Source organism: Arthrobacter sp. Soil761 (assembly GCF_001428325.1).
GTDB lineage: Bacteria > Actinomycetota > Actinomycetes > Actinomycetales > Micrococcaceae > Arthrobacter.
This window is the reverse complement of sequence record NZ_LMSF01000033.1, coordinates 1-21139: the sequence shown is the minus strand read 5'-3', so window position 1 is coordinate 21139 and position 21139 is coordinate 1. Positions and strand designations below refer to the sequence as shown.

The following is a 21139-nucleotide window of genomic DNA, read 5'->3' as shown; positions in this document are numbered from 1 at the left end:
GGTCGGATTGATTTATCCGAGTGTCTTCAGCTCAGTTTCGAACATGTCCCACGACTCTTGTGCGCTGTGGGTTCGGTCCACGGAAACACGCTTGATTGCGTTATTGAAGGCCGTCGTGATCGCGAAGTAGTTCTCGCCCTTATAAGGGATCTCGTTCACGGCCGCTGCGCGGTCTGTCAGGATCTTCCCCACCGGTGCGTTGTTGAAGAACGGGTCCGTCACCTGCTGAAGCTCATCGCTCTTCTGCGCCTGTACCTGGCTGGGGAAATTGCCCGTGGCCTTGAAAGCCTTCAGCTGCTGTTCGGGGGCGGTAAGCCAGTCAGCGAGTGCCTTAGCCTCCTCCGGGTGCTGCGACTGCTTCGGCACCGTCAGGTACGACCCGCCACTGTTGACGCCGCCGCCAGGAAAGACGTTGGCGACGTCCCAGCCGGTAACACCGGCGGCGTTGCCCTTGATAACTCCGAGCATCCATGAAGGTGCGGGCATGACAGCGAACTTGTCCTTCTGGAACGCGTCGACCCAGTCCTGGCTCCAGCGAGCGATGTGAGCTGACAGGTCGTCCTGCGACGTCACGGTATCGTAAATGTTCCGCAGGTCTTTGTTGTTGCCGGCGATAATGTCACCGTTATCGGGGTCCTCCCAAAGGACCCTGTACTGGTCTCCCCAGCTGGTCGCCACCGAAGACGAGTCGTCGTAGAACGCCGGGCCCGTTCCCGCTGCCTTGAACTTTTCGCCGACTTTGAAGAAGTCATCCCATGTGGCGTCCTTACCCCCGAAGAGCTCGGCTACCTCTTCGCGGTCCGTTGGAAGGCCTGCGGCTTTGAACAGGTCCGCGCGGTATGCGATGGACTGCGGCCCAATATCGGTGGCATAGCCCAAGAGCTTGCCATCGTAAGTAGTGGCGATTTTCTCGTTCCAGTCGTTCCAGCGGCCTTCAACATTGGAAGAGGAGAGATCAAAGAAGTTCTCGGAGTTTTGCATGACCTGCGGCATCCAGCTATTGTCTACGCCCACGACATCGGCCAAACCAGAGCCGGCACCGAGCGAGGTCTGGAACTGTTCCTTCGCTTCGTCGCTCGTAGCGAAGCGATTGTGCTTGACAGTGATCTCAGGATGGAGCTTCTGGTATTCGTCGATCAAGTCCCCATATCCCCATTCGCTGAATGTCGAGATGGTGAGTGTCGGCTTGCTATCGCCCCCGCTAGCGTCTCCGCTAGGTGAACAACCTGCGGCCAAGACGGTGAGCGATACCGCCCCAGCCAGGGCAAGAGCCTTTCGGGTAAATCGCATTCGCTACTCCTTTGTTTATGCGATAGGGATTCAGCGAGTGCCGTAGCGAATGACGGTCTGCTCGCCTCTGGTGCTCGGGATTACAACTTCGCGTCAGAAGCCCTGTGATCGGTCACTGGCGCCTGCATGCTGGGAGCTGCATCCCGGTTTTTCTATCTTTTCTGGATCCTGCTGCGTCGACATTAGCCCAAAACCATTCACGTGACAAGGTTTCGCTGGACGGCCTGTCTCGGGTACCGTGAGGGCATGGCACAAAGCAGTGGACCTCGGGGAGGCTATCGCAAGGGAACTGAGCGCCGGCGGGAAATTATCGCCGCCGCTGCAGAGCTTTTCGCCGAGTCCGGTTACAGAAACTCATCCATGCGCGAACTTGCCAAGCGGGTGAACCTTACCCAGCCTGGGCTTCTCCACTACTTCGCGAACAAGGAGGAACTCCTTGTTGAAGTGCTTGGTCTCCGTGACTCCTCCGTCGCGAACTACCTGTCAACGTTCCGGGCCACAGACGTTGCGACCCGATCACGCGAGGTTGCGCGCCATTCTGCGGAACATGAGGGGCTGACGTCCCTGTTCATCATTCTCTCGGCCGAGGCGATCGACCGCGACCACCCTGCGCACCAGTATTTTGCGGAGCACTATCGCTCGGCTCAGATACAGACCCGAGAGCCGGATTCGGAGACCAACCTGAGCACTTCGAGTCTTACCCCGGAGATGATCGCCACTCTCGGGATCGCCGTGCAGGATGGGCTTCAGCTTCAGAGGCGATATAGGGGGGACCTCGACGTGGTCGAGGCGGTGGATGCCTTCTGGCGTCTTGTAGCGGCCGCCAGGAAATCATTGTCACCGGCGATCGCCGACGGAGTTGGCTGCGCTCTCAACGAGCCTGCTCGCTAAGTGCCACACCTCTGTGTTCGCTAAGCCGGCGCCTAACAGACGGACGGACCTTCCAACTTCGTTCGTCCGTCGCAGTGCACACTCTTGAGGACCTCCAAGGCCGTTTGTGGACCTCAAGGCGCCTCCAAACGGCCATAGTGTCGAAGGGCTTCCACAGGATCAATGCTCAGCAGATTCAGCTTCTGCTGCTAACAGTTGGAGGCGACACTGCTCCCTGATCAGGGAGCGGCAACGGGAAGGCATTGCGCTGGCGAAGCAGCGCGGTGCGTACAAGGGACGAAAGAAGGCCACCCCTTTACCGGAACATGCCGCCGAACTGGTCCGGCGCGCCGGCAGTGGCGTTCCTAAAGTCGCTCTTGCCCGCGTACAGGACCAGCCGAAAGACCGTCTACCAGTACCTGCCTCGCCAGGTGACGTCAGCGCATAGGTCGGGCCGTTGCGCCGGCAGGATCAGTTGAGGTTGAGATCGTCCGAGATGGCCTGGGCGGCCTTGCGCAGCATCGGGACGGCACGCCCGGCGAACGACTGGTCCACGCGGGATACCGGCCCGGAGACTGAGATGGCGGCAGGAGTAGGTGCATCGGGAACTGCCATGGCAAAGCAACGGACTCCCAGCTCCTGCTCTTCCTCGTCAATAGAGTAGCCGCGTTCCCGGATCCTGCCCAGGTCTGCCAGGAGGGATTCGATATCGCCGATGCTCTTGGAAGTCGGAGTGGGCATGCCGGTGCGTTGCACGATGCCGCGGATCACCTCGTCGTCAAGCTGGGCCAGGATAGCCTTTCCGACGCCCGTGTCGTGGGCGTGGGCACGGCGTCCGACCTCAGTGAACATCCTCATCGAATGCCGGGAGGGAACCTGGGCTACGTAGATAACCATGTCTGAATCGAGCACCGCCATGTTGGAGGTCTCCCCGAGCTGATCCACGAGGGATGTGAGCTGCGGTCGGGCCATGGCGCCCAGCTGCTTGTTTGCTTCTTCGCCGAGCCTGATCAGCCGGGGCCCCAGGGCGTAGCGGCGGTGGGGAAGCCGTCGGATGTAGCCGAGAGTGACTAGCGTACGCAGGAGACGGTGGATGGTGGGTAGCGGAAGATCGGTCGATAAGGAGAGCTGGCTGAGCGTGACGTCGCCGCCTGCATCAGTAATCAGTTCCAACAACTCAAAAACGCGCTCAACAGACTGCACGCCTCCGGGGGATTTCTCAGCCATGAGACTGTCTCCTGCGACTCTTCAGCGACCAGGGCATCGCTTCAGGCGCCGTCCGCACGCCGAGATAGTGAGCGTGAGGCGCGAGAGCGCCGTAGCTGTTCAGACAAGGGCCCGCCTCCGACATGTTGGATTGGTGCATCAGAGTCCATGGGAATCATGGGCGGAAGCATGAATTTTGCCGGTTGCTTCGAGATGTTGACTAGTGAGCGCCTTGTAGTTTTCGGCGTTCGCTCGGCAATGCTCGATTTCCCCAGGCGTAAGGGGTCTGCGCACTTTGGCGGGGACACCCGCCACGAGGGAACCCGCAGGAACAACAGTGCCTTCCAGCACCAATGCGTTAGCGGCTACGAGTGACCCCTTCCCAATAACTGCGCCATTGAGGACGGTCGCGTTCATGCCGATGAGCGAGCCCGCTTCCACGGTGCAGCCGTGCAGGACCGCTCCGTGACCCACGCTGACCTGGTCGCCCAAGTGAGCGGGGTATCCGGGATCTGCGTGGACGACGGCCGTGTCCTGGATGTTGCTGCCGGATCCGATCGTGATGTTTTCCATGTCCGCGCGCAACACGGCACCGTAGAAGACTCCCGACCCCTGCCCTAGGCTGACATCGCCGACCACGGTGGCGGTCGGGGCGATCCAAGTGCCGGCAGCGAGACGCGGCGTTCGGCCATTTATGGTGATGACGTTAGTGCTCATGATGGGTTCTCCAAAGGGCTGCAGGTGTGGGATAAGGCACCACCCTAGTACCTTCTGGCAGCCAGTCTTGCCGCACAGGTAGTGGAGGGGATCAATGCTAATCATTTCGTTCAGATCAACACATGATCTATGCCACTATGACTGTCAGGTTGATCAGTTGCGATAAAACGAATTGACCAAATCACACGTATTGCTCAAAGTTAGTGCAGCAATTCATTCATTAGACAGCCGATGATCCAACCTAGGAGGTGCCCGTCTTGGAGCTTCGAACCGCAGGCCTCGAGGCGGCACTAGACCACAAGATATTTCTACCAGCAACCGAATTTCGCCCCCTACGTAGGCGCACAGACTACGGAACACAGGACGCGAAAATATCGTCGTTTCATGATCGCCGAACCAACAGCCCTGAAGCTGGATGTTGGAAGCGTCGGCTGGTGGGGCCTCTGTTGAGACATGGTGACGTTGCGGCGGGAACCAGCGTAGTGAATGCTCGGAGCAGCTCCGCTCCGGCTCTGGGGACTTGCCAATCACCCGGCCTGAAACCGGCTTTACAAAACCCGCGTTGAGCGGCCTTGGAACTGGCACGGGTGAACTAACACCCTCGAATCTTGTCCGCATACGGACGTAACTCCTGATGTGCGGGCAGCGGTCCGAGTGAATGGAGCGCTGCCGTCGACGAGAGCAGCGCGGTGAGTGACCTCAGGGACTCTCTCGACCTAACTATGATTGAAAAGGAGCGACGACATGTCATACCCAGCCATTGAGCGGGAGGCGGAGTTGCAAAGTTCTCCACTTGGAGTTACCGATGAACAAGGTACCGCCGGTGCTCCCATCCATGAACTCGGCGCGGTACTGCCGCCCGAAGCCCTAATCACGGATCCCACAGCCATGGGGCCGTACCAACAGGATCGCGCCTTCGATCCCAATGCTGGTATGCCGATTGCTGTTGTGCTTCCCCTGACCACCGAGCACGTCCAGGTCACAATGCAGTGGGCGGCCAAACATCGGATTCCCGTCGTGCCCAGGGGTGCCGGGACTGGTCTATCCGGAGGAGCAACCGCTGTAAGTGACGGAATAGTGTTGAGTACCGAGCGGATGCGCAGCATCAATGTGGACGCAGTCACCCGCACTGCGGTGGTTCAGCCGGGACTTCTCAACGCTGAGGTTAAGACGGCAGCCGCTCAGGCAGGACTGTGGTACCCGCCAGACCCCGCGTCCTACGAGATCTGCACCATCGGCGGCAACGCCGCGACCAACGCCGGCGGCCTGTGCTGCGTCAAATACGGTGTCACCTCTGACTACATCTTGGGCATGGAAGTGGTCACGGCTGACGGCAGGGTCGTACGCATTGGCGGACCGCGGCTTAAGGACGTCGCGGGACTGTCCATGCTCAAGCTCTTTGTCGGCAGCGAGGGAACGCTGGGAATTATCACGGAACTCACCTTGCGGCTCCTGCCGGCAGCGCCTCCCGCGCGGACAGTAGTTGGATGGTTCTCCAGCAGCGGGGATGCTGCAGCCGCAATCCTTGAGGTCGCCTCGAGCATCCGCCCATCAATGCTGGAGTACATGGATGCGACGTCCATCAACGCCGTTGAAGACGTGCTGGATATGGGCTTGCACCGCCACGCGTCCGCCCTTGTCGTAGCGCGCTCTGATGATCAAAGCCCTAGCGGGGCCGAGGTCACGACCATGCTGGCAGCCTTCCAACAGCACGGCGCGTTCGAGGCATTTGAAGTCACAGACCAACAGGAAGGTGAGCGGTTTGCCCACGCCCGGCGAATCGCGATCCCTTCCGTCGAACGTTTGGGCACGTTGCTCCTTGAGGACGTGGGCGTAGCCATCCCCCGACTGGGAGAACTAATTCTCGGAGTAGAGAAGATCGCTGAAGCCCGGGATGTGGTCATCGCATTCATTGCCCACGCGGGTGACGGAAACACGCATCCGCTGATTGTTTTCAACCCGGACGACGCCGCCATGAAGGAGCGCGCATACCTCGCCTACGGTGAGGTAATGGACCTGGCCATAGAACTGGAAGGCACCATCACCGGCGAGCACGGCGTAGGCCGACTCAAACGGCCCTGGCTCGTTGATCAGATCGGAGAAGACCTCCTTGAAATCTCACACAATGTAAAGCGGGCTTTGGATCCAGCAGGAATCCTCAACCCTGGAACCATTTTTGCTGCTTCAGGTACTGCCGGCCTGGCTGCGAAGAAAGGACATTCATGATGGACCAGGAAGGACGCATCCAAAGCGGAGGGCTCTCCGTCGACGCAGCTTTGCACTGTTTTGTCGAGGAGGAGGCACTTCCGGGCTCGGGCATCGAAGCGGCAGACTTTTGGAGTGGTCTTGAACAAATTGTTCAGGACTTGGCGCCCCGAAACCGTGAGCTACTCGCCCGGCGCGATGAACTCCAAGCCGAGATTGACGGCTGGCACGCACTGCACCCAGTTCCATTCGATCAACATGAGTACCGATCCTTCCTCCAGAACATCGGTTACATCCTTCCCGAACCCGAAGACGTACAAGTACACACTCGCGGAGTGGATGAGGAGATTGCCCGCGTGGCAGGACCCCAGCTGATTGTGCCCATTTCGAACGCCCGCTATGCACTAAACGCCGCAAACGCGCGGTGGGGCTCACTTTATGACGCGCTGTACGGCACCGATGCCTTGGGCCCGGCAACGGGAGTGAAGGAATTCGATCCGGCACGCGGCAAGCTGGTGGTTTCATATGTGCGCGAGCTATTGGACGAGTTCTTTCCGCTGAACGAAGGGCGACACGCCTATTCAGTGGGATACACCGTACGCGACGGCATGTTGACGGTGAAATTGGCCGACGGCACCTTTAGCAGTCTGATTCAGTCTGAATTGCTCGCCGGATACCGAGGTGAGGCCAGCTCACCATCGGCAATTCTCCTGCGCCACCATGGACTCCACGTCGAGATCACTATCGACCCTGCCACACAGGTAGGACAGACGGACCCGGCAGGCATCTCCGACGTGCTCCTCGAATCCGCCATTACGACGATTATGGACTTCGAGGATTCCGTTTCCGCCGTGGACGCCGAGGATAAAATCGTCTGTTACCGCAATTGGCTCGGAATCAATCGCGGCGACCTCGCAGACACCTTCACAAAGGGAGGTGAAGTGATGATTCGGAGGCTGGCAAACGATCGGCATTACACATCTCCAAATGGCGCGGAAGATGTAACGGTGCCGGGACGGTCACTCATCTTCGTCCGGAACGTCGGCCACCTCATGAGCACCGATGCCGTACTCGATACCCAGGGAAATGAGATCGGCGAGGGCATCCTGGACGCCGTCCTAACCACGCTAACCGCGCTGCCCGGTCGGGACCCCTCCAACCCCCTGCGAAACGGGTCCGAGGGCTCCATTTACATCGTCAAACCGAAAATGCACGGCCCGGCCGAAGTGGCTTTCACAGTGGAACTCTTCCGTCGCGTGGAGGAACTTCTCCAACTGCCTTCGAACACGCTTAAGCTCGGCCTCATGGACGAGGAGAGGCGGACCACAGTCAACCTGAAGGCCTGCATAGCGGAAGCCAAGGAAAGACTCGTATTCATCAACACCGGTTTCCTGGACAGGTCCGGTGACGAAATACACACGTCCATGGAGGCCGGGCCTTTCGTCCGTAAGGCTGACATGCGCAGTCAAGCATGGATCTCCGCCTATGAGGATCAAAACGTCGATGTCGGCGTCGAAGTGGGGCTGCCCGGCCAAGGCCAGATCGGCAAAGGCATGTGGGCGATGCCGGACCTCATGGCTGCAATGCTTGAGCAAAAGATTGCTCACCCCTTGGCCGGCGCCGCCACTGCTTGGGTCCCCTCACCCACGGCAGCGACTCTTCACGCCATCCATTACCACCGCGTAGATGTTCCTGCCCGGCAGCAGGACATCGCTACTCAGGGCCGCCGCGGCACTCTTGAGGGACTCCTTACTCTCCCCATCGCGGCGAATCCGTCATGGTCGGCAGCCGAGCGCCAGGAAGAACTAGATAACAACATGCAGTCGCTGCTCGGATATGTCGTCCGCTGGGTCGACCAAGGAGTGGGATGCTCAAAGGTGCCGGACATTCATGACGTTGCACTCATGGAGGACCGGGCCACCCTGCGCATATCAAGTCAACACATCGCCAATTGGCTCCGTCATGGAGTGGTGAGCGAGCAGGACGTGCATGAAAGCATGATGCGGATGGCCGGGGTTGTAGACGCTCAGAACTCGAAGGACCCCTCGTACCGCCCTATGTCTTCCAACTTCGAGAACAGCATCGCGTTCCAGTGCGCTGCTGACCTGGTGTTCCAAGGGGCTCAACAGCCAAACGGCTACACCGAACCCCTCCTGCACAAACGACGACGTGAGCAAAAGCGCGTCACCCGCTCAGTAGCCCTCCACGCGGCTAAGTCATAGACCTCAAGGAACCTCATGCAGAACTATGTTGAATCACTGTCGGTAAGCTACGCGGCGGCCGCCAGGGCTGTTGCATTGGCCCTTGCAGAGGGGGAAAAGCGAGGTGTCCTGGTAGCAGCCACTGTTGTCGACCCGATGATGGGCCTTGTTGCTTTCGGCCGGGCGGACGGTTCTATGCCTCACAGCGTGGAGACCAGCCGAAGGAAAGCCAATACGGCGGCTTCCTCTCGGAGGCCCAGCGGCTGGATGCAGGGAGACTTCGCCCTTGCCCTTCCGATGGGCACCGATAACCTCCTGACCAACATTCGTGGGGGATTCCCCTTGGTGTTCACGGGAAAGCACGTAGGTGGCCTTGGTGTCGCGGGCGGGACGCCTGACCAGGACGCCGAGATCGGCTCTGCAGTGCTGGAAGCTTTGGGCAGCACCCTAGCGGCGACCTGATCCTTGCTGATCGTACCTGCCGGTTGGCACAAGAATCGCCCTGGCTAATACGGGTGGCGCCGCCACTAGCGGCTCTTTAGCCAACTCTCAGCGCGTACCACGGGGCCGGCACGGTTTCGTTTACCTGCAATCCCTGCAGCCACAATTTCTGCGGTGGGGTGTCGATGGTCACCGGGATCATCAACTATCGCAACGCATGACACCTCATCGCAGGCTCGCCAAACAACCCAGTACACCTGCCCCAATCTGAGCCGCGTATATTCAGGAGTAAACGATGGACCTTCACCTGCAATCAAATTGGCAACGTACAGTCGGGCAGCGTGTAGAAATCTGGAATAACGGGAAGCTGGTACGCAAAGGAACCGTGGAGGTCGTCATGCCAGATGAGACGCTTCTTTGGATTTCAGCGGACGGAGCCTCGTCGCGGCAGATGATTTTCCGTTTCGACGGAAATCAGGTTTTCACACATTTCATGCCCCCGGGGGGGCCCGAGAGCGATCAGTAGGAGGTCGGTAGGTCCGCAACGGGATGCGTCCTGCCGAATACCGCCGCCGAGCGGCTCTACGACCCAAATGCTGGAGCTTCCTATGAATAGAACAATGTTCAAGTCCAAAATTCACCGGGCAACAGTCACGCACGCTGACCTGCACTATGTAGGCTCAGTTACCGTTGACCTTGACCTCCTCGATGCTGCTGACATCCTTCCTGGTGAGCTTGTGGCCATCGTGGACGTAACCAATGGCGCCCGACTGGAGACTTACACTATTGCCGGCGAACGAGGCTCGGGCGTGATCGGCATCAATGGCCCGGCCGCCCATCTCGTACAGGAAAACGACATCGTCATCCTGATCACCTACGCCGAAATGACCACCGGGGAAGCCAAAGCCTATGAGCCCCGGGTAGTCCACGTCGACGAGAACAACAAGATGATCCAGATTGGCAACGACCCCGCAGAGGGTCTTACGCCCGGGCTCCTGCGCCCGCCACACGCCCTTATCATCTCCGCAATCTAATCGCACCGTGCGCGGTAGGACTATCCCAGCTGCGCGCACAGGCGAAACCCTTGCTAAGAGTGCGAGTGGGGGTGGCTGGTGCTTACGCGTTGCAAACAAGCGCTTATACGCTGGCCGTCCCCTCCCCCGGATTTCAGGAGGACCTTATGCCCCATTCTCCCGCGCCAAGGCCACAGCGACGCCAGTCCCCTGCCGCAGTCACCGCCGTCCTGGCACTCAGCGGCACGGTTGTCGCCCTCATGCAGACGCTGGTAGTTCCGCTCCTTCCCGATTTCCCTGGCATCCTGCGGGTGACATCCGACGACGCCTCCTGGCTGGTGACCGCCACGTTGCTCACCAGTGCCGTGGCAACACCGATTGTTTCCCGCAGCGCGGATATGTACGGCAAGCGCAAGATGATGGTGGTGTGCCTAGCCACTATGGTCGCGGGGTCGGTGCTGGCAGCGGTGGGCGGCTCCTTCGTGTGGCTGGTCATTGGGCGGGCACTTCAGGGCTTCGCCACGGCCCTGATCCCGGTGGGAATCAGCATCATGCGGGATGAACTGCCCAAGGAGAAGATGGGCTCATCCGTGGCCCTGATGAGCGCCACCTTGGGCATTGGCAGCGCCATGGGCCTTCCCTTAGCGGGGATACTGTACGAGAGCTTGGGCTGGGCCTGGATTTTCTGGGTCTCGGCTGCAGCAGGTTTCCTGCTGCTCCTTGCCGTGGTGCTGGTAATCCCTGAATCAAAGGTCCGCACGTCCGGGACCTTCGACTACACAGGAGCGTTGGTGCTGTCTGCTGCGCTGACCGCGATGTTGTTAGCTATCTCAAAGGGCGGTTCCTGGGGGTGGGGGTCTGAGCAAGTCCTATTGCTGTTCCTTGCAGCGGCCATACTGCTGGCAGTCTGGGTGCCGTACGAACTAAAAGTCAGCCAGCCGATGGTTGACCTTCGAACATCCGCCTTCCGGCCTGTTCTGTTCACCAACCTCGCCTCGCTGCTCATCGGCTTCGCGATGTTTGCCAACATGCTACTCACTACCCAGCAACTCCAACTACCCCCTGCCACAGGCTATGGTTTCGAACTCAGCGTAATTGCGGCTGGCCTGTGCATGATCCCCTCCGGGTTGGCCATGGTGGTATTCGCACCACTGTCCGGTCGTATTATCCGGATCTTCGGCGGCAAGATTGCCCTCATGGCTGGCGCCTCTGTGATGGTCGTGGGCTATGTGGGCCGCGTGTTCTTCTACGACTCCGTACCCTGGGTGATCGTCGGTTCCACTGTCGTGGGCATCGGCACAGCTATCGCTTACGCGGCCATGCCCACCCTCATCATGGGTGCCGTACCCATCACCGAGACCGCGTCCGCGAATGGTCTAAACAGCCTGGTCCGTGCCATAGGTACTTCGACATCAAGCGCGGCAATTGCCGCCGTCTTCACCTCGGTCACCATGACGGTCGACGGCACTCGACTGCCGTCCTTCGAAGCATTCAAGGACATCTTCTGGATAGCAGCGCTGGCGGCGGCAGCATCGGCGCTGTTCGCGGTCCTCATCCCCCGTGCGCCCTTATCCGACGTCGGCGCTGTTGAACTCGTGCTGCAAGGACGCGTCCTGGCACCGGACCACCAGCCCCTCACACCCGCCGTCGTCACCGTCTTGAAAACCAGCGGAGAACAAGTCGACTGGAGCCGCGTGGACGCTGAAGGCAACTACTCGGTTGCCCTCCCCCACGCCGGCGAGTACCTGATGGTAGCCAACGCCGCTGGCTGGTCGCCCATGGCCGCGGTCTTTGAGGTCGACGGACGCAACCTCCAGCAAGACTTCCTGCTCCAGGACCGGCTAGAGATTACCGGGACGGTCAACGACAACAGTGGGACAGTAGCCGACGCGGTGATAACACTCCTCGAAGCCGGCGGTGGGCATCTGGGCACCACCCGAACGGACGACGACGGCGGGTATGCCTTCCCGCTCCCACTCGCCGGCCGCTACGTAGTAACCATGCATAGTTCCGGGACTCGCGTAGCCATGGCGCAGAAGATCAGCGTGGATACCCGCTCCATGCGCGTAGATTTTGCCGTTCCGGCTGTGCAGAGGTGTTCCGGCAAAGGGGTGGAAGGGTGAACAGCCCCAGCCACGATTTAACGGTCAGCTCCGCCGTGCGGTTTTAAGGGCACACGGCTACCGCCTTATCACGGTAGGGGACATCTCGGCGGGAGCTGGCGTTTCCCCGGCACTGGTCATGAAACTGTTCCATTCCACGGAAAAGCTTTTCAGTGCCGCCGGCCCCATGGGCCGCAGCTTACCGAGCTGAGCGTCCCACCGGCAACACTCGGCCGAACCCTTGTGCAGTGATGACCGGGAACGAGGAATGCAGGAACCAGGGGCCGGCATGCCGAGGGCCGTACTTGGTTCCCCCAACCCTGCGGCTGCCCGGTTAGATATCGGCGGACGCTATCTCTCTTCCATCGCTCAGTTGATTGGGGACACATCAGGCCGCCGTTTTGCGTCCACCGGGGCAGCCTTGATGACCGGATCGGCGAAACAGTCCGCACGCCGAATTTCTTTGACGGCTGGAATTTTGACGAGTTGGTGGCACACTTCGGCGCTATCGTCCAAACGTAAATCGACGCCTGCACGGCAGCAGCCCACTAAAAAGCACACCTAGCACGTCAATAGTCCTTCTATGCAATGGCTGTTTGCGACACAACCTGTAAGCCCATGAAATCCCTGCGGAGGCGCGCTCCAGTTGAGCATCACTGTTTGGCCCAGCGGCCTACATACTGTTGGCCTTTGGCTCAGCATGAGGGAGTGGGATTGGAGTCTTCCTCCGTAACTTTCATTGTGCGGGGCGTCGTCCAGTCGTGTTAGGTGAGTGTGCCTACCTCGCAACCCTGTCTGCGGGCAGTCCGTCGCTTATCATGAGTCCCGGGCTGCGGGATGGCAGCCGAGCGCGTCGTTGCCGACGAAGCCCGCCATGAACTCCACCGGAGCCGGCGCTTCTGCTGGCACATCAGAATCCACCTCTTCACCTGAACTCATCCGCTTGAAGGGCGAGTCCGTGGACGCCAGCCACCGAGCGATTGCCCAATGCCTGCTGCAGCTGCGTCTCAGGGACACCAAGCCACCACGCTCCCTCTCTCTTACTGTTACGGGTTGGGGGGGAGGCGAACAGTCACCTCCTGGTGACACATCGGGCGATGAAGACCTTTTTGACCCCGTGGCTGGGTTCAGGTCCTTAGTAGGCGAAACTTCGGTCGACTCCATCGAGGATGCGGTCCAGGCCCGGAAGCCAGTCCTCCTCAAGACGGCTGGGGGGATAAGGGGTGTCGTACCCGGTGACGCGGACGACTGGGGCCAACAGCGAGTGGAAGACCGTTTCCTGAATTCGGGAGGCAATTTCGGCTCCGAGTCCTGCGGTCCGCGATGCCTCGTGGGCAACAAGGAGCCGCCCGGTACGCTCTACTGACCTGATTATTGTGGCGTCATCGATCGGAGACAGGGACCGGAGGTCGATAACCTCAATGCTACGACCCTCTTGATCGCATATTTCTGCGACTTTAAGGGCGACGGGCACCAGCGCTCCATAGGTAACGATCGTTAAGTCGTTCCCCGCCCGGACAATTTCGGCTTTCTCAAGTGCCTGCGGCATCCTGTTCGGATCCACGTCGCCTTTAAGCCAGTAGTGGCGTTTTGGTTCAAGGAAAATGACAGGATCTTGGCTACGGACAGCGAGGCCGATCATATCGTAGGCCTGTTGCGGTGAGGACGGGCAGACCACCTTGAGCCCGGCTGTGTGGGCGAAGTATGCCTCAGGCGATTCCGAATGATGTTCAATGGCGCCGATGCCCCCGCCAACCGGGATCCTGATCACCACGGGGACAGTGATTGTCCCCTCTGACCGGTGCCGGTATTTTGCCAGCTGGGTAATGATCTGGTTCATGGCGGGAAAGACGAACCCGTCGAACTGGATCTCGCAAACCGGCCGGTATCCTGCCATCGCGAGTCCGATGGCGCCGCCGACGATCCCGGCTTCCCCCAGCGGTGAATCGACCACGCGCTGCGGTCCAAAGGTTTTCTGGAGGCCGTCGGTCACCCGGAAGACTCCGCCAAGTTGCCCTATGTCTTCACCGAGGAGCATCACTTTGTCGTCGGATTCCATTGCATGGCGCAAACCGAGGTTAAGTGCATGCGCGATTGGCATCTTGCTTATCGTCTGGTTCATTCTCCTGCCTCCACGAATTCGATGTGTTCTGCCATCTGCTGTTCGAGTTCTACGGGCAGATCAACGTAGGTATTCCGGAAGGGCGACTCAGGACCTGGGCTTGGCAGGTTACGGCAACCGGTTCGCAGCCGCTCTGCCAGACGACTTTCCTCGTCGGCAATCTGGTCCAGAAGGGCATCGTCGATCTGTCCAGTGGAGTCCAGATAGCGGCGGAACCGATCAATCGGATCCAGGGCTGCCCACTCGTCGTTTTCGGCGCCGGAGCGGTATCGACCGTCATCGTCCGACGTGGTGTGCGGGTTGCGGCGGTAGGTGAGGGCCTCGATCAGTGTGGGACCATTTCCGCTGCGCGCGTTGTCGAGAGCCTGCCTGGCTGCAGCCAGACAGGCAAAGACGTCGTTGCCGTCCACGCGGACACCCCGGAAGCCGAAACCTTCTGCGCGCTGCGCGACGGAAACCCGGCTTTGGACCGAGTACGGGGCGGAAATTGCCCATTGATTGTTCTGGCAGAAGAATACAACCGGCAAGTTCTGCGCTGCCGCCCAGACGAAAGCTTCGTTCGTCTCGCCCTCGCTTAGCGCCCCGTCACCGAGGAACACCATCACCGCCCGGTCGCGGTTCGGATCTCCGGTGCCAACGTCGCCGTCCCGGACAATACCCATGGCGTAACCAACCGCATGCAGCGTCTGTGCACCGATAACCAGCGTGTAGAGATTGAAATTATTGGCTCTTGGGTCCCATCCCCCCAGGGTCGTGCCACGGAAGAGTCCCAGGAGATTCACAGGATCCACCCCACGGCACCACGCCACGGCATGCTCGCGGTAAGTGGGGAAAACAATGTCACCTGGCTGTAGTGCACGGGCAGCCCCAACCTGCGCGGCCTCCTGACCCAACAGGGACGGCCAAAGGCCCAGCTCCCCCTGCCGCTGCAGAGCAATCGCTTCGGTGTCCACCCTCCGCGCCAGCACCATGTCCCGATACAGGCCAGGGCCATCGACCGTGCCGACGTCGAGCTTCAACGCCGCATTCGTTTGGATAGATCCGTCCTGGCTTATCAGACTAATCGGCTCGTCCGTCATGAACTGCTTCCCTTTCCTTTGGGCTGGACTGCCTGGAGCATTTGGGCTGGTGCGGCACAACCCGCAGCGGCAAAAGGCCGCGTGACTGGGCGAAGCCGTACCGTTGCCGCTGTGCAGCAAGACACGACCCGAGCCACGGTCAGATCTAAGACGCCGCCCTGTTCTGTGCTGGGGCCGGTAGTCGAAGCCACAAGCATGGCGCCCTCCTAAGAATGTTTTCCGCCGGATTGTCGGTAAATGAATCGCTGACCTAACTCTGAAGAGGTGGCGTGTTGTGGTCAACTTGTTCCCTTGCAACTGAGCGATCTGTTCATAACGAACCCGAAGACGCATGCGGAGCTGGACTAAACGACTAGCACCGACGGCCTCGACTAGGAGCTGCTGAAACGACTCAACGCGAACGCCCGCACAAGTGCCGCCGAACTTGCATCAGAATTAGGTAACTCGCACTCCGACATTGCCAAACTTCGGAACCTGGAAGAGACGGTCGGGCCTCTTCGAGCGGAAGCGTCTAAGTTTGGGTGCTGGCGTGTATTTTTACGAGTCGAAGCGTGCGACATTGGTCATCGAGGCTACGGTTCCTTCCCCGAAAATGAGCAGATACTCTGATCGCGGTGCGTGCGGTAGCGGCCCGGGCAGGGCATTGCTCCGCAGCATTCCTGCGATGAGCCATCTCTGCAGGGGGCGGGCCACCTTCTGATCACCCATCGGCGTGGTCTGGCCAGGCACCCGCTGCCTTTCCCCTCGCTGGACAATTCGGACCAAAGGCCCTCAAGCAGGGCCGAGGGTGGTTGGACCCGCAGGCCAAAGAGAGCCCGCCGCCAGTAATTACCCTGCCAGCTGGTCCCGGCCCACCGTTTACGGGTTACAGGGGGTGTTTTCGCCGGGGCATGATAGGCGCCCGAGGATCGCGGGTGAGGACGGTACCGGCCGAAGCTTTTACCCGGCCGGTTCGGTCGTAACGTGAATGCCGAACTTGCCGCGTAAGGACAGGCCAAGCACTGTCATCGCATCGGAGTGTCTGGAGGCGGCCTGATCAAAGACCACGCCGTTGCGTTGGATCGCAACGGCAAGACACTGCTGGATAGGGTTTTTCCGCGGAGCTGATCAGCATCACCGCCTCCCTCGCTGTCGGAACGGGCCCTGCTGCTGTGGACCAGCTGGCGAAGATTTGCGCTCCGGGTCGCCGCAGCCCAGACCAAATGCATCAATGTCGCTTATTTGCCCGGGCCGGCGGGCCGCCGCCTTAGCCCAACTGCGGGTAGGGCTAGGTGCGCCCACGATGACGCCAGGAATCGTAGCTTCAGCGCGGGTGACACGGCGGTGCTTCCGGGGGTCCCAGCCCTGAAGTAGCTGCTCAGCAGTAACGCGGGTCGTAGCCTGTCGTCGCCACCCGGGCCACTGTTGGAGCACCCAGCCCCTCCCCTGTGAGCTCTGCGGCTACGCGCCATCTCTGAATTGTCCGGCTCCCTGAGCATCCCAGCACAAGCTCGGGGGTTCGCTCCACAGTTCGTTAAGTCCGGACAAGCCCCGTGCCCAGCGGGGCGATAACGCACTCGCACAGCTACCGGTAAGACCAGTGTGCCATCACCCACAGCCGACGGGCCTGGAATTTTTCTCCAAAAAGACGCGATATAGGCGTCATTTCGCGGTCTTCTTGACAGCTAGTGTCTTCTAGGTCACAGTTTATCCATGCTGTCGGGCCGTCTGGATCCAGAGAGCAGGTAACAACGTAAGCGAAGCTCTGATGCAGTTCGCCCTTCGGAACTGACGACCGGAGAGGTTCTCTCGTCCCAAGCCCACACGACACCGTGACAAAAGGTGCTTGGTCCTCGAAACAGTCGGTTTTAGATATCACGAGGTCGATCTGGAACCAACAGACTCGCTAATGGCCTGAAATTACGCGCTTGAACGGATCTGCAAGTCGCCGCCGACACCACAGATTCTAGTCGCGTAACCAACCCTTATTAGGAGCTATTTGTATGAGTGGTCCACTTAGCGGCATGCGTGTCCTGGACATTGCCACCGTATTCGCCGGCCCTTTCGCCGCCGCATTGCTCGGCGACATGGGAGCAACTGTGCTGAAGGTCGAGATGCCAGGGGTAGGCGATCCGTTGCGCGCCCTCGGTCCGTTCCAGGGCGACACGTCGCTTACTTGGGCTGCAGCGGCTCGAAACAAGCAAAGCATGACCCTCGACCTGAAATCGTCGGAGGGTCAAGAAGTTCTCATCCGCCTTCTCGCCGAGCAGGACATTCTCATCGAGAACTTCCGGCCCGGCACTTTGGACAAGTGGGGCCTTAGCATTGACCGGCTGCGGGCGGCGAATCCCAACCTGATCGTGGTCCGCATTTCGGGCTACGGCCAGACTGGTCCCTTCGGGAGTAAGGCAGGCTTCGGGACCCCTGCGACCGCATTCAGTGGTTACGCTCATATCAACGGGTACCCCGACCGTCCTCCGGTATTGCCGTCAGTGTCTCTGGTGGACTACCTAACCGGCATGTTCGGCGCGCTAGGTGCCCTGGCGGCCGTATATCAACTGAAGGTGTCGGGCGGGCCGGCCGAGGAAGTCGACGCCGCGCTGTACGAATCAATCTTCCGGATGCTTGAGGTAGTTGTTGCCGAGTACGACGTGCTCGGCACAGTCCGAGAACGCACCGGCAACGAGCTAGCAGCCTCTTGCCCGGCAGGAATTTATCAGGCAAAGGACGGACACTGGGTCGTCATCACCACCAGCACAGAGCGCACCTTCGCCCGACTCGCCGAAGCGATGGACCGGCCTGACATGCTCACCGACCCGCGCTACTCGACCAACCGGGAACGACTAGCGCGGAGGACCGAGATGAACGAGCTGGTCAGCGCCTGGACCCGCACTTACACCCGCGAAGAACTGCAAAAGCGGCTGGACGACTTCTCGGTCCCGCACTCCCTTGTCTACGACGTCGCCGACATCTTCAAGGATGAGCACTATGCAGCCCGCGACATGCTCGTAGAAGTCAGTCATCCCACACTCGGCTCAGTCACATTGCCTGGAGTAGTGCCCAAGTTCAGCGAGAACCCTGGCTCCATCCGGAGCGCGGGCCCTCTCATGGGCGAACACACCACAACGGTCCTCACTGAGCTGGGCTACACCGCCGAGCAGATCGCCGACCTCGAACTTAAGGGAATCGTCTGATGTCAATTGAAAGCGATCAACCCGCTCGGTTCGGGAAGGGAGCATGACATGCCCGACGGACTGATGATCAGCAGGCAGGCAGACGGTCGGATTCTAGAGGTAGTTTTGGATCGGGTCGAACGCGGGAATGCTCTCTCTGCTTCGATGTATCGTGAGCTGGCCGAAGTAATAAGAGGTGCGGAGAACGATGCCTCCATCGGCGCGCTCCTCATTCGCAGTAGTCGCGAAACTTTTTGTATGGGCGGCGACATAGCTGATGATCGCGGTAGGCGTGACCCTGATTACAGCGCTGCGATTCACGACTTCACCGAGCAGTGGTTGTCACGGAGCATTCCAGCAGTAGCGCTGGTCGACGGCGCGGCTCAAGCGTTCGGATGTGCTCTCGCTCTTAGTTCAGATCTTGTGTTTTCAACGGAACGGGCCTGGTTCGCACTGCCTGAACTGCTGCACGGACTTGTTCCCGTGTATGCGATAGCGGTTCTGGACGCGTCGGGGCATGCCGCGACCGGAGCTCGAATGATGTGGCAAGGCAAGCGTTTCTCCGGCAGGGAAATCAGTAGCTTTGCCAATAATGTCGTCCTGTGCGCCTCGATCCAGGAAGCGGAAGAAGGCATCGCAGATATTTTCACCGGATGGATGGGTGGAAATGTGGACTCTCTAAGGCGCGCAAAGCAATTCACCAACAACGCCAATGATACAAACAGACACACGATCTTGTCCGGCGCCCAGAAAGCGCTTCAGCAGGCCCTAGCGATCGCTGACGAGGACCCAGGAAAAGCCCAGTCCTACCTGTCGACAGCCACCTCAAATAGATAGCCCACGGGAGTCACCCGCGAAGCTGTTAGAGCTGATCCATAGGAAGCGCTGCTTGCCTAACAAACTAACAACTGCGCGCTAACGGTCGCCATGCCGAAGCGGCTTCCACTCTGCAATTCTAGAGACGCAATTCCGATGAACGTACGCCACCTTTGCCTAAAAGTACTGATAGTGCCTAGGGTGCCGTAATCCGACCAGTTCACTGGACGGATAAATCTGGTATTACTGCCAACCGCCATCATTGAGCGAGACAGAACATATGCCAACTGATCAAATAGTTGCGGCAGCGCGACCGTCACGGGACCCCCTGAGACTTCAAAACCAATTCAAACTTTCAGCCACCTTGCTCAAGATCGCTGGTGCACATGGAAAGGCAGCTTGTAATGAAGCAAACTGTGCTCGACAGAGCTCAAAAGAAGGCATTTCGCCGGTTGATGCCATTCGTGGCATTGCTCTTCGTGGTAAACCAACTCGACCGCATTAATATTTCGGTAGCCGGACCCAATGGTATGAACGACGAGCTTGGGTTGACTGCCGCGCAGTTCGGCCTTGCGTCCGGCCTCTTTTTTATCGGCTACATGACACTTGAAGTCCCCAGCAATCTCGCCCTGCACCGGTTCGGGGCGCGGCGATGGCTTGCGCGTATCGTCGTCACATGGGGAATCGTGGCGACGGCCCTGACTTTTGTTCCAAATGCAGAATGGCTATACGGTCTTCGCATACTGCTGGGGGTAGCCGAAGCTGGATTTGCACCCGGAATCGTGGTTTACCTGACATACTGGTTCACGCGCGAGATGCGCTCACGGGCGACAGCCTTCTTCTTGCTGGGTATTCCTGTCGCGGCCGCCTTCGGCGTTCCGTCTATGACCCTGATTGGTGTCCATATGGACGGGTTCTTCGGGCTTGACGGTTGGCGTGTGATCCTTCTGATCACGGGTTTGTTGGCAGTGGTGCTCGGCGTCATGTGCTGGTTCTACCTGACAGATCGGCCTGCGGATGCGCATTGGCTGACAGCCGAGGAAAGCCAGGCGCTCACCGAGGCGTTGGCCACTGAGACCCCGGAAAAAGCGGGTAATCACAGCATTCGCAAGGCCCTGCTTAACGGGCAAGTGTGGCTACTCGCAGTCGCGCCATTCCTGGTTCTCTACTCCATGTTCGTCGTGACGTTCTTTCTGCCAACCCTGCTCAAAGATATTAATGCCCGGGAGTCTCTCGGTCTTAGCAGCGTGCAGGTGGGTCTCCTCTCTGCAATTCCGTGGGCTATCGGCGGCGCGGGTATGCTCTTTTTCGCCTCCAGGTCGGACAAGAAAAGGGAAGTAACCAAACACTTCGTTGCGGCCGCGACTATCGGTTCAATAGGGTTCTTTTTCCTTGCCATGTTTGGCTTGGACAACCCGTATATCGCTCTTGCAGCGCTAACGGTGGCCATGGTCGGGGTTCTTGGATCCCTTACTACGTTTTGGGTTCTTCCGTCGCGTCTCTATACAGGCGCCGCCGCGGCCGGCGTAATAGCCCTGATCAATACCATTGCCAATTTTGGCAGCTTTCTTGGGCCATACTCGTTTGGTGCGCTCAGTGACGCCACGGGAGGATACAAGGGCGGTCTGATTATCGTCGCCGTCGCCATGCTGCTTGCGGGACTTCTCATCGCACTACGCTTTCGCGACCTTGGGAGAGCCCCGGATGCCGAACGCGTCGGCAGCGTCTCCAGGACGACCAACGATGATCCGGAACCCCTTGCCCACCAAGCAAAATACCCTATAACGGCGGAGGCCGCGCCTCGACAGGTGTTTCCGCGGGAGGATGACTAATGACACTGCCTAAGTCTGTCGTGGTGCGTGAAGTAGGCGCGCGTGAGGGTATGCAGATCGAGAAGGGACCAATCTCGACGGCGGAGAAGATAC

The 21139-nt window shown here is 59.5% G+C and carries 15 protein-coding genes and 1 pseudogene; 11 read left to right on the top strand and 5 right to left on the bottom strand.

Annotated features, from left to right (window positions below):
- Positions 1-12: 12 nt before the first annotated feature.
- Entirely contained in the window at positions 13-1140 is a 1128-nt protein-coding gene (locus ASG79_RS22320) for an ABC transporter substrate-binding protein (protein WP_235509909.1), read from the bottom strand.
- Between the two features lie 396 nt (positions 1141-1536).
- Between ASG79_RS22320 and ASG79_RS22315 the strand changes: the two genes are divergently transcribed.
- Together ASG79_RS22315 and ASG79_RS24270 are read left to right on the top strand one after the other, a co-directional pair.
- A complete protein-coding gene (locus ASG79_RS22315; RefSeq protein WP_082581897.1) occupies positions 1537-2181 on the top strand; it encodes a TetR/AcrR family transcriptional regulator in 645 nt (214 codons plus the stop codon).
- A 211-nt stretch (positions 2182-2392) separates the two neighbouring features.
- Positions 2393-2639 (top strand): annotated as a pseudogene (locus ASG79_RS24270) (helix-turn-helix domain-containing protein); the annotation flags it as partial.
- On the opposite strand, the gene ASG79_RS22310 reads toward ASG79_RS24270, so the two are convergent.
- Both ASG79_RS22310 and ASG79_RS22305 read right to left on the bottom strand, forming a co-directional pair.
- Complete coding sequence (locus ASG79_RS22310; protein WP_056394279.1) at positions 2632-3387, bottom strand: IclR family transcriptional regulator; 756 nt, start codon at positions 3385-3387, stop codon at positions 2632-2634. The pseudogene ASG79_RS24270 and the gene ASG79_RS22310 overlap by 8 nt on opposite strands.
- A 138-nt stretch (positions 3388-3525) precedes the next feature.
- The gene (locus ASG79_RS22305; RefSeq protein ID WP_056394576.1) at positions 3526-4083 is read right to left on the bottom strand and encodes a gamma carbonic anhydrase family protein; all 558 of its coding nucleotides are present in this window, start codon (positions 4081-4083) and stop codon (positions 3526-3528) included.
- Between the two features lie 888 nt (positions 4084-4971).
- Between ASG79_RS22305 and ASG79_RS22300 the strand changes: the two genes are divergently transcribed.
- The 6 genes from ASG79_RS22300 (at position 4972) to ASG79_RS24530 (ending at position 12256) form a co-directional block, all read left to right on the top strand.
- Positions 4972-6309 (top strand): FAD-binding oxidoreductase, encoded by a 1338-nt coding sequence (locus ASG79_RS22300; RefSeq protein ID WP_235509923.1) that lies wholly within the window; start codon positions 4972-4974, stop codon positions 6307-6309.
- Positions 6306-8510, top strand: a complete 2205-nt coding sequence (locus tag ASG79_RS22295) for a malate synthase G (RefSeq protein ID WP_235509908.1) — start codon at positions 6306-6308, stop codon at positions 8508-8510. Before ASG79_RS22300 ends, ASG79_RS22295 begins: the two co-directional genes overlap by 4 nt.
- 15 nt (positions 8511-8525) lie before the next feature.
- Entirely contained in the window at positions 8526-8951 is a 426-nt protein-coding gene (locus ASG79_RS22290; protein ID WP_056394276.1) for a GlcG/HbpS family heme-binding protein, read from the top strand.
- Positions 8952-9538: 587 nt separating this feature from the next.
- Positions 9539-9964 carry an aspartate 1-decarboxylase gene (panD, locus tag ASG79_RS22285; RefSeq protein WP_200953224.1) on the top strand — a complete coding sequence of 142 codons (426 nt, stop codon included), beginning with the start codon at positions 9539-9541 and terminating at the stop codon, positions 9962-9964.
- Between the two features lie 146 nt (positions 9965-10110).
- A complete protein-coding gene (locus ASG79_RS22280) occupies positions 10111-12066 on the top strand; it encodes an MFS transporter (RefSeq protein WP_056394271.1) in 1956 nt (651 codons plus the stop codon).
- Positions 12017-12256, top strand: coding sequence for a TetR family transcriptional regulator (locus tag ASG79_RS24530; RefSeq protein WP_162256846.1), 240 nt, complete (start codon positions 12017-12019; stop codon positions 12254-12256). Before ASG79_RS22280 ends, ASG79_RS24530 begins: the two co-directional genes overlap by 50 nt.
- A 924-nt stretch (positions 12257-13180) precedes the next feature.
- Here the strand turns inward: ASG79_RS24530 and ASG79_RS22275 are convergent.
- On the bottom strand, positions 13181-14167 hold the full coding sequence (locus ASG79_RS22275) for an alpha-ketoacid dehydrogenase subunit beta (protein ID WP_056394269.1): 987 nt from the start codon (positions 14165-14167) through the stop codon (positions 13181-13183).
- Positions 14164-15246, bottom strand: a complete 1083-nt coding sequence (locus ASG79_RS22270) for a thiamine pyrophosphate-dependent dehydrogenase E1 component subunit alpha (RefSeq protein ID WP_056394266.1) — start codon at positions 15244-15246, stop codon at positions 14164-14166. The genes ASG79_RS22275 and ASG79_RS22270 overlap by 4 nt, the downstream gene beginning before the upstream one ends.
- Positions 15247-17228: 1982 nt before the next feature.
- On the opposite strand from ASG79_RS22270, the gene ASG79_RS22265 reads away from it, so the two are divergent.
- The 3 genes from ASG79_RS22265 (at position 17229) to ASG79_RS22255 (ending at position 21046) form a co-directional block, all read left to right on the top strand.
- Positions 17229-18419, top strand: coding sequence for a CaiB/BaiF CoA transferase family protein (locus tag ASG79_RS22265; protein WP_056394263.1), 1191 nt, complete (start codon positions 17229-17231; stop codon positions 18417-18419).
- Positions 18420-18467: 48 nt separating this feature from the next.
- The gene (locus ASG79_RS22260) at positions 18468-19235 is read left to right on the top strand and encodes an enoyl-CoA hydratase/isomerase family protein (RefSeq protein ID WP_056394258.1); all 768 of its coding nucleotides are present in this window, start codon (positions 18468-18470) and stop codon (positions 19233-19235) included.
- Positions 19236-19618: 383 nt separating this feature from the next.
- Positions 19619-21046, top strand: a complete 1428-nt coding sequence (locus ASG79_RS22255; protein WP_156400268.1) for an MFS transporter — start codon at positions 19619-19621, stop codon at positions 21044-21046.
- Positions 21047-21139: the final 93 nt, after the last annotated feature.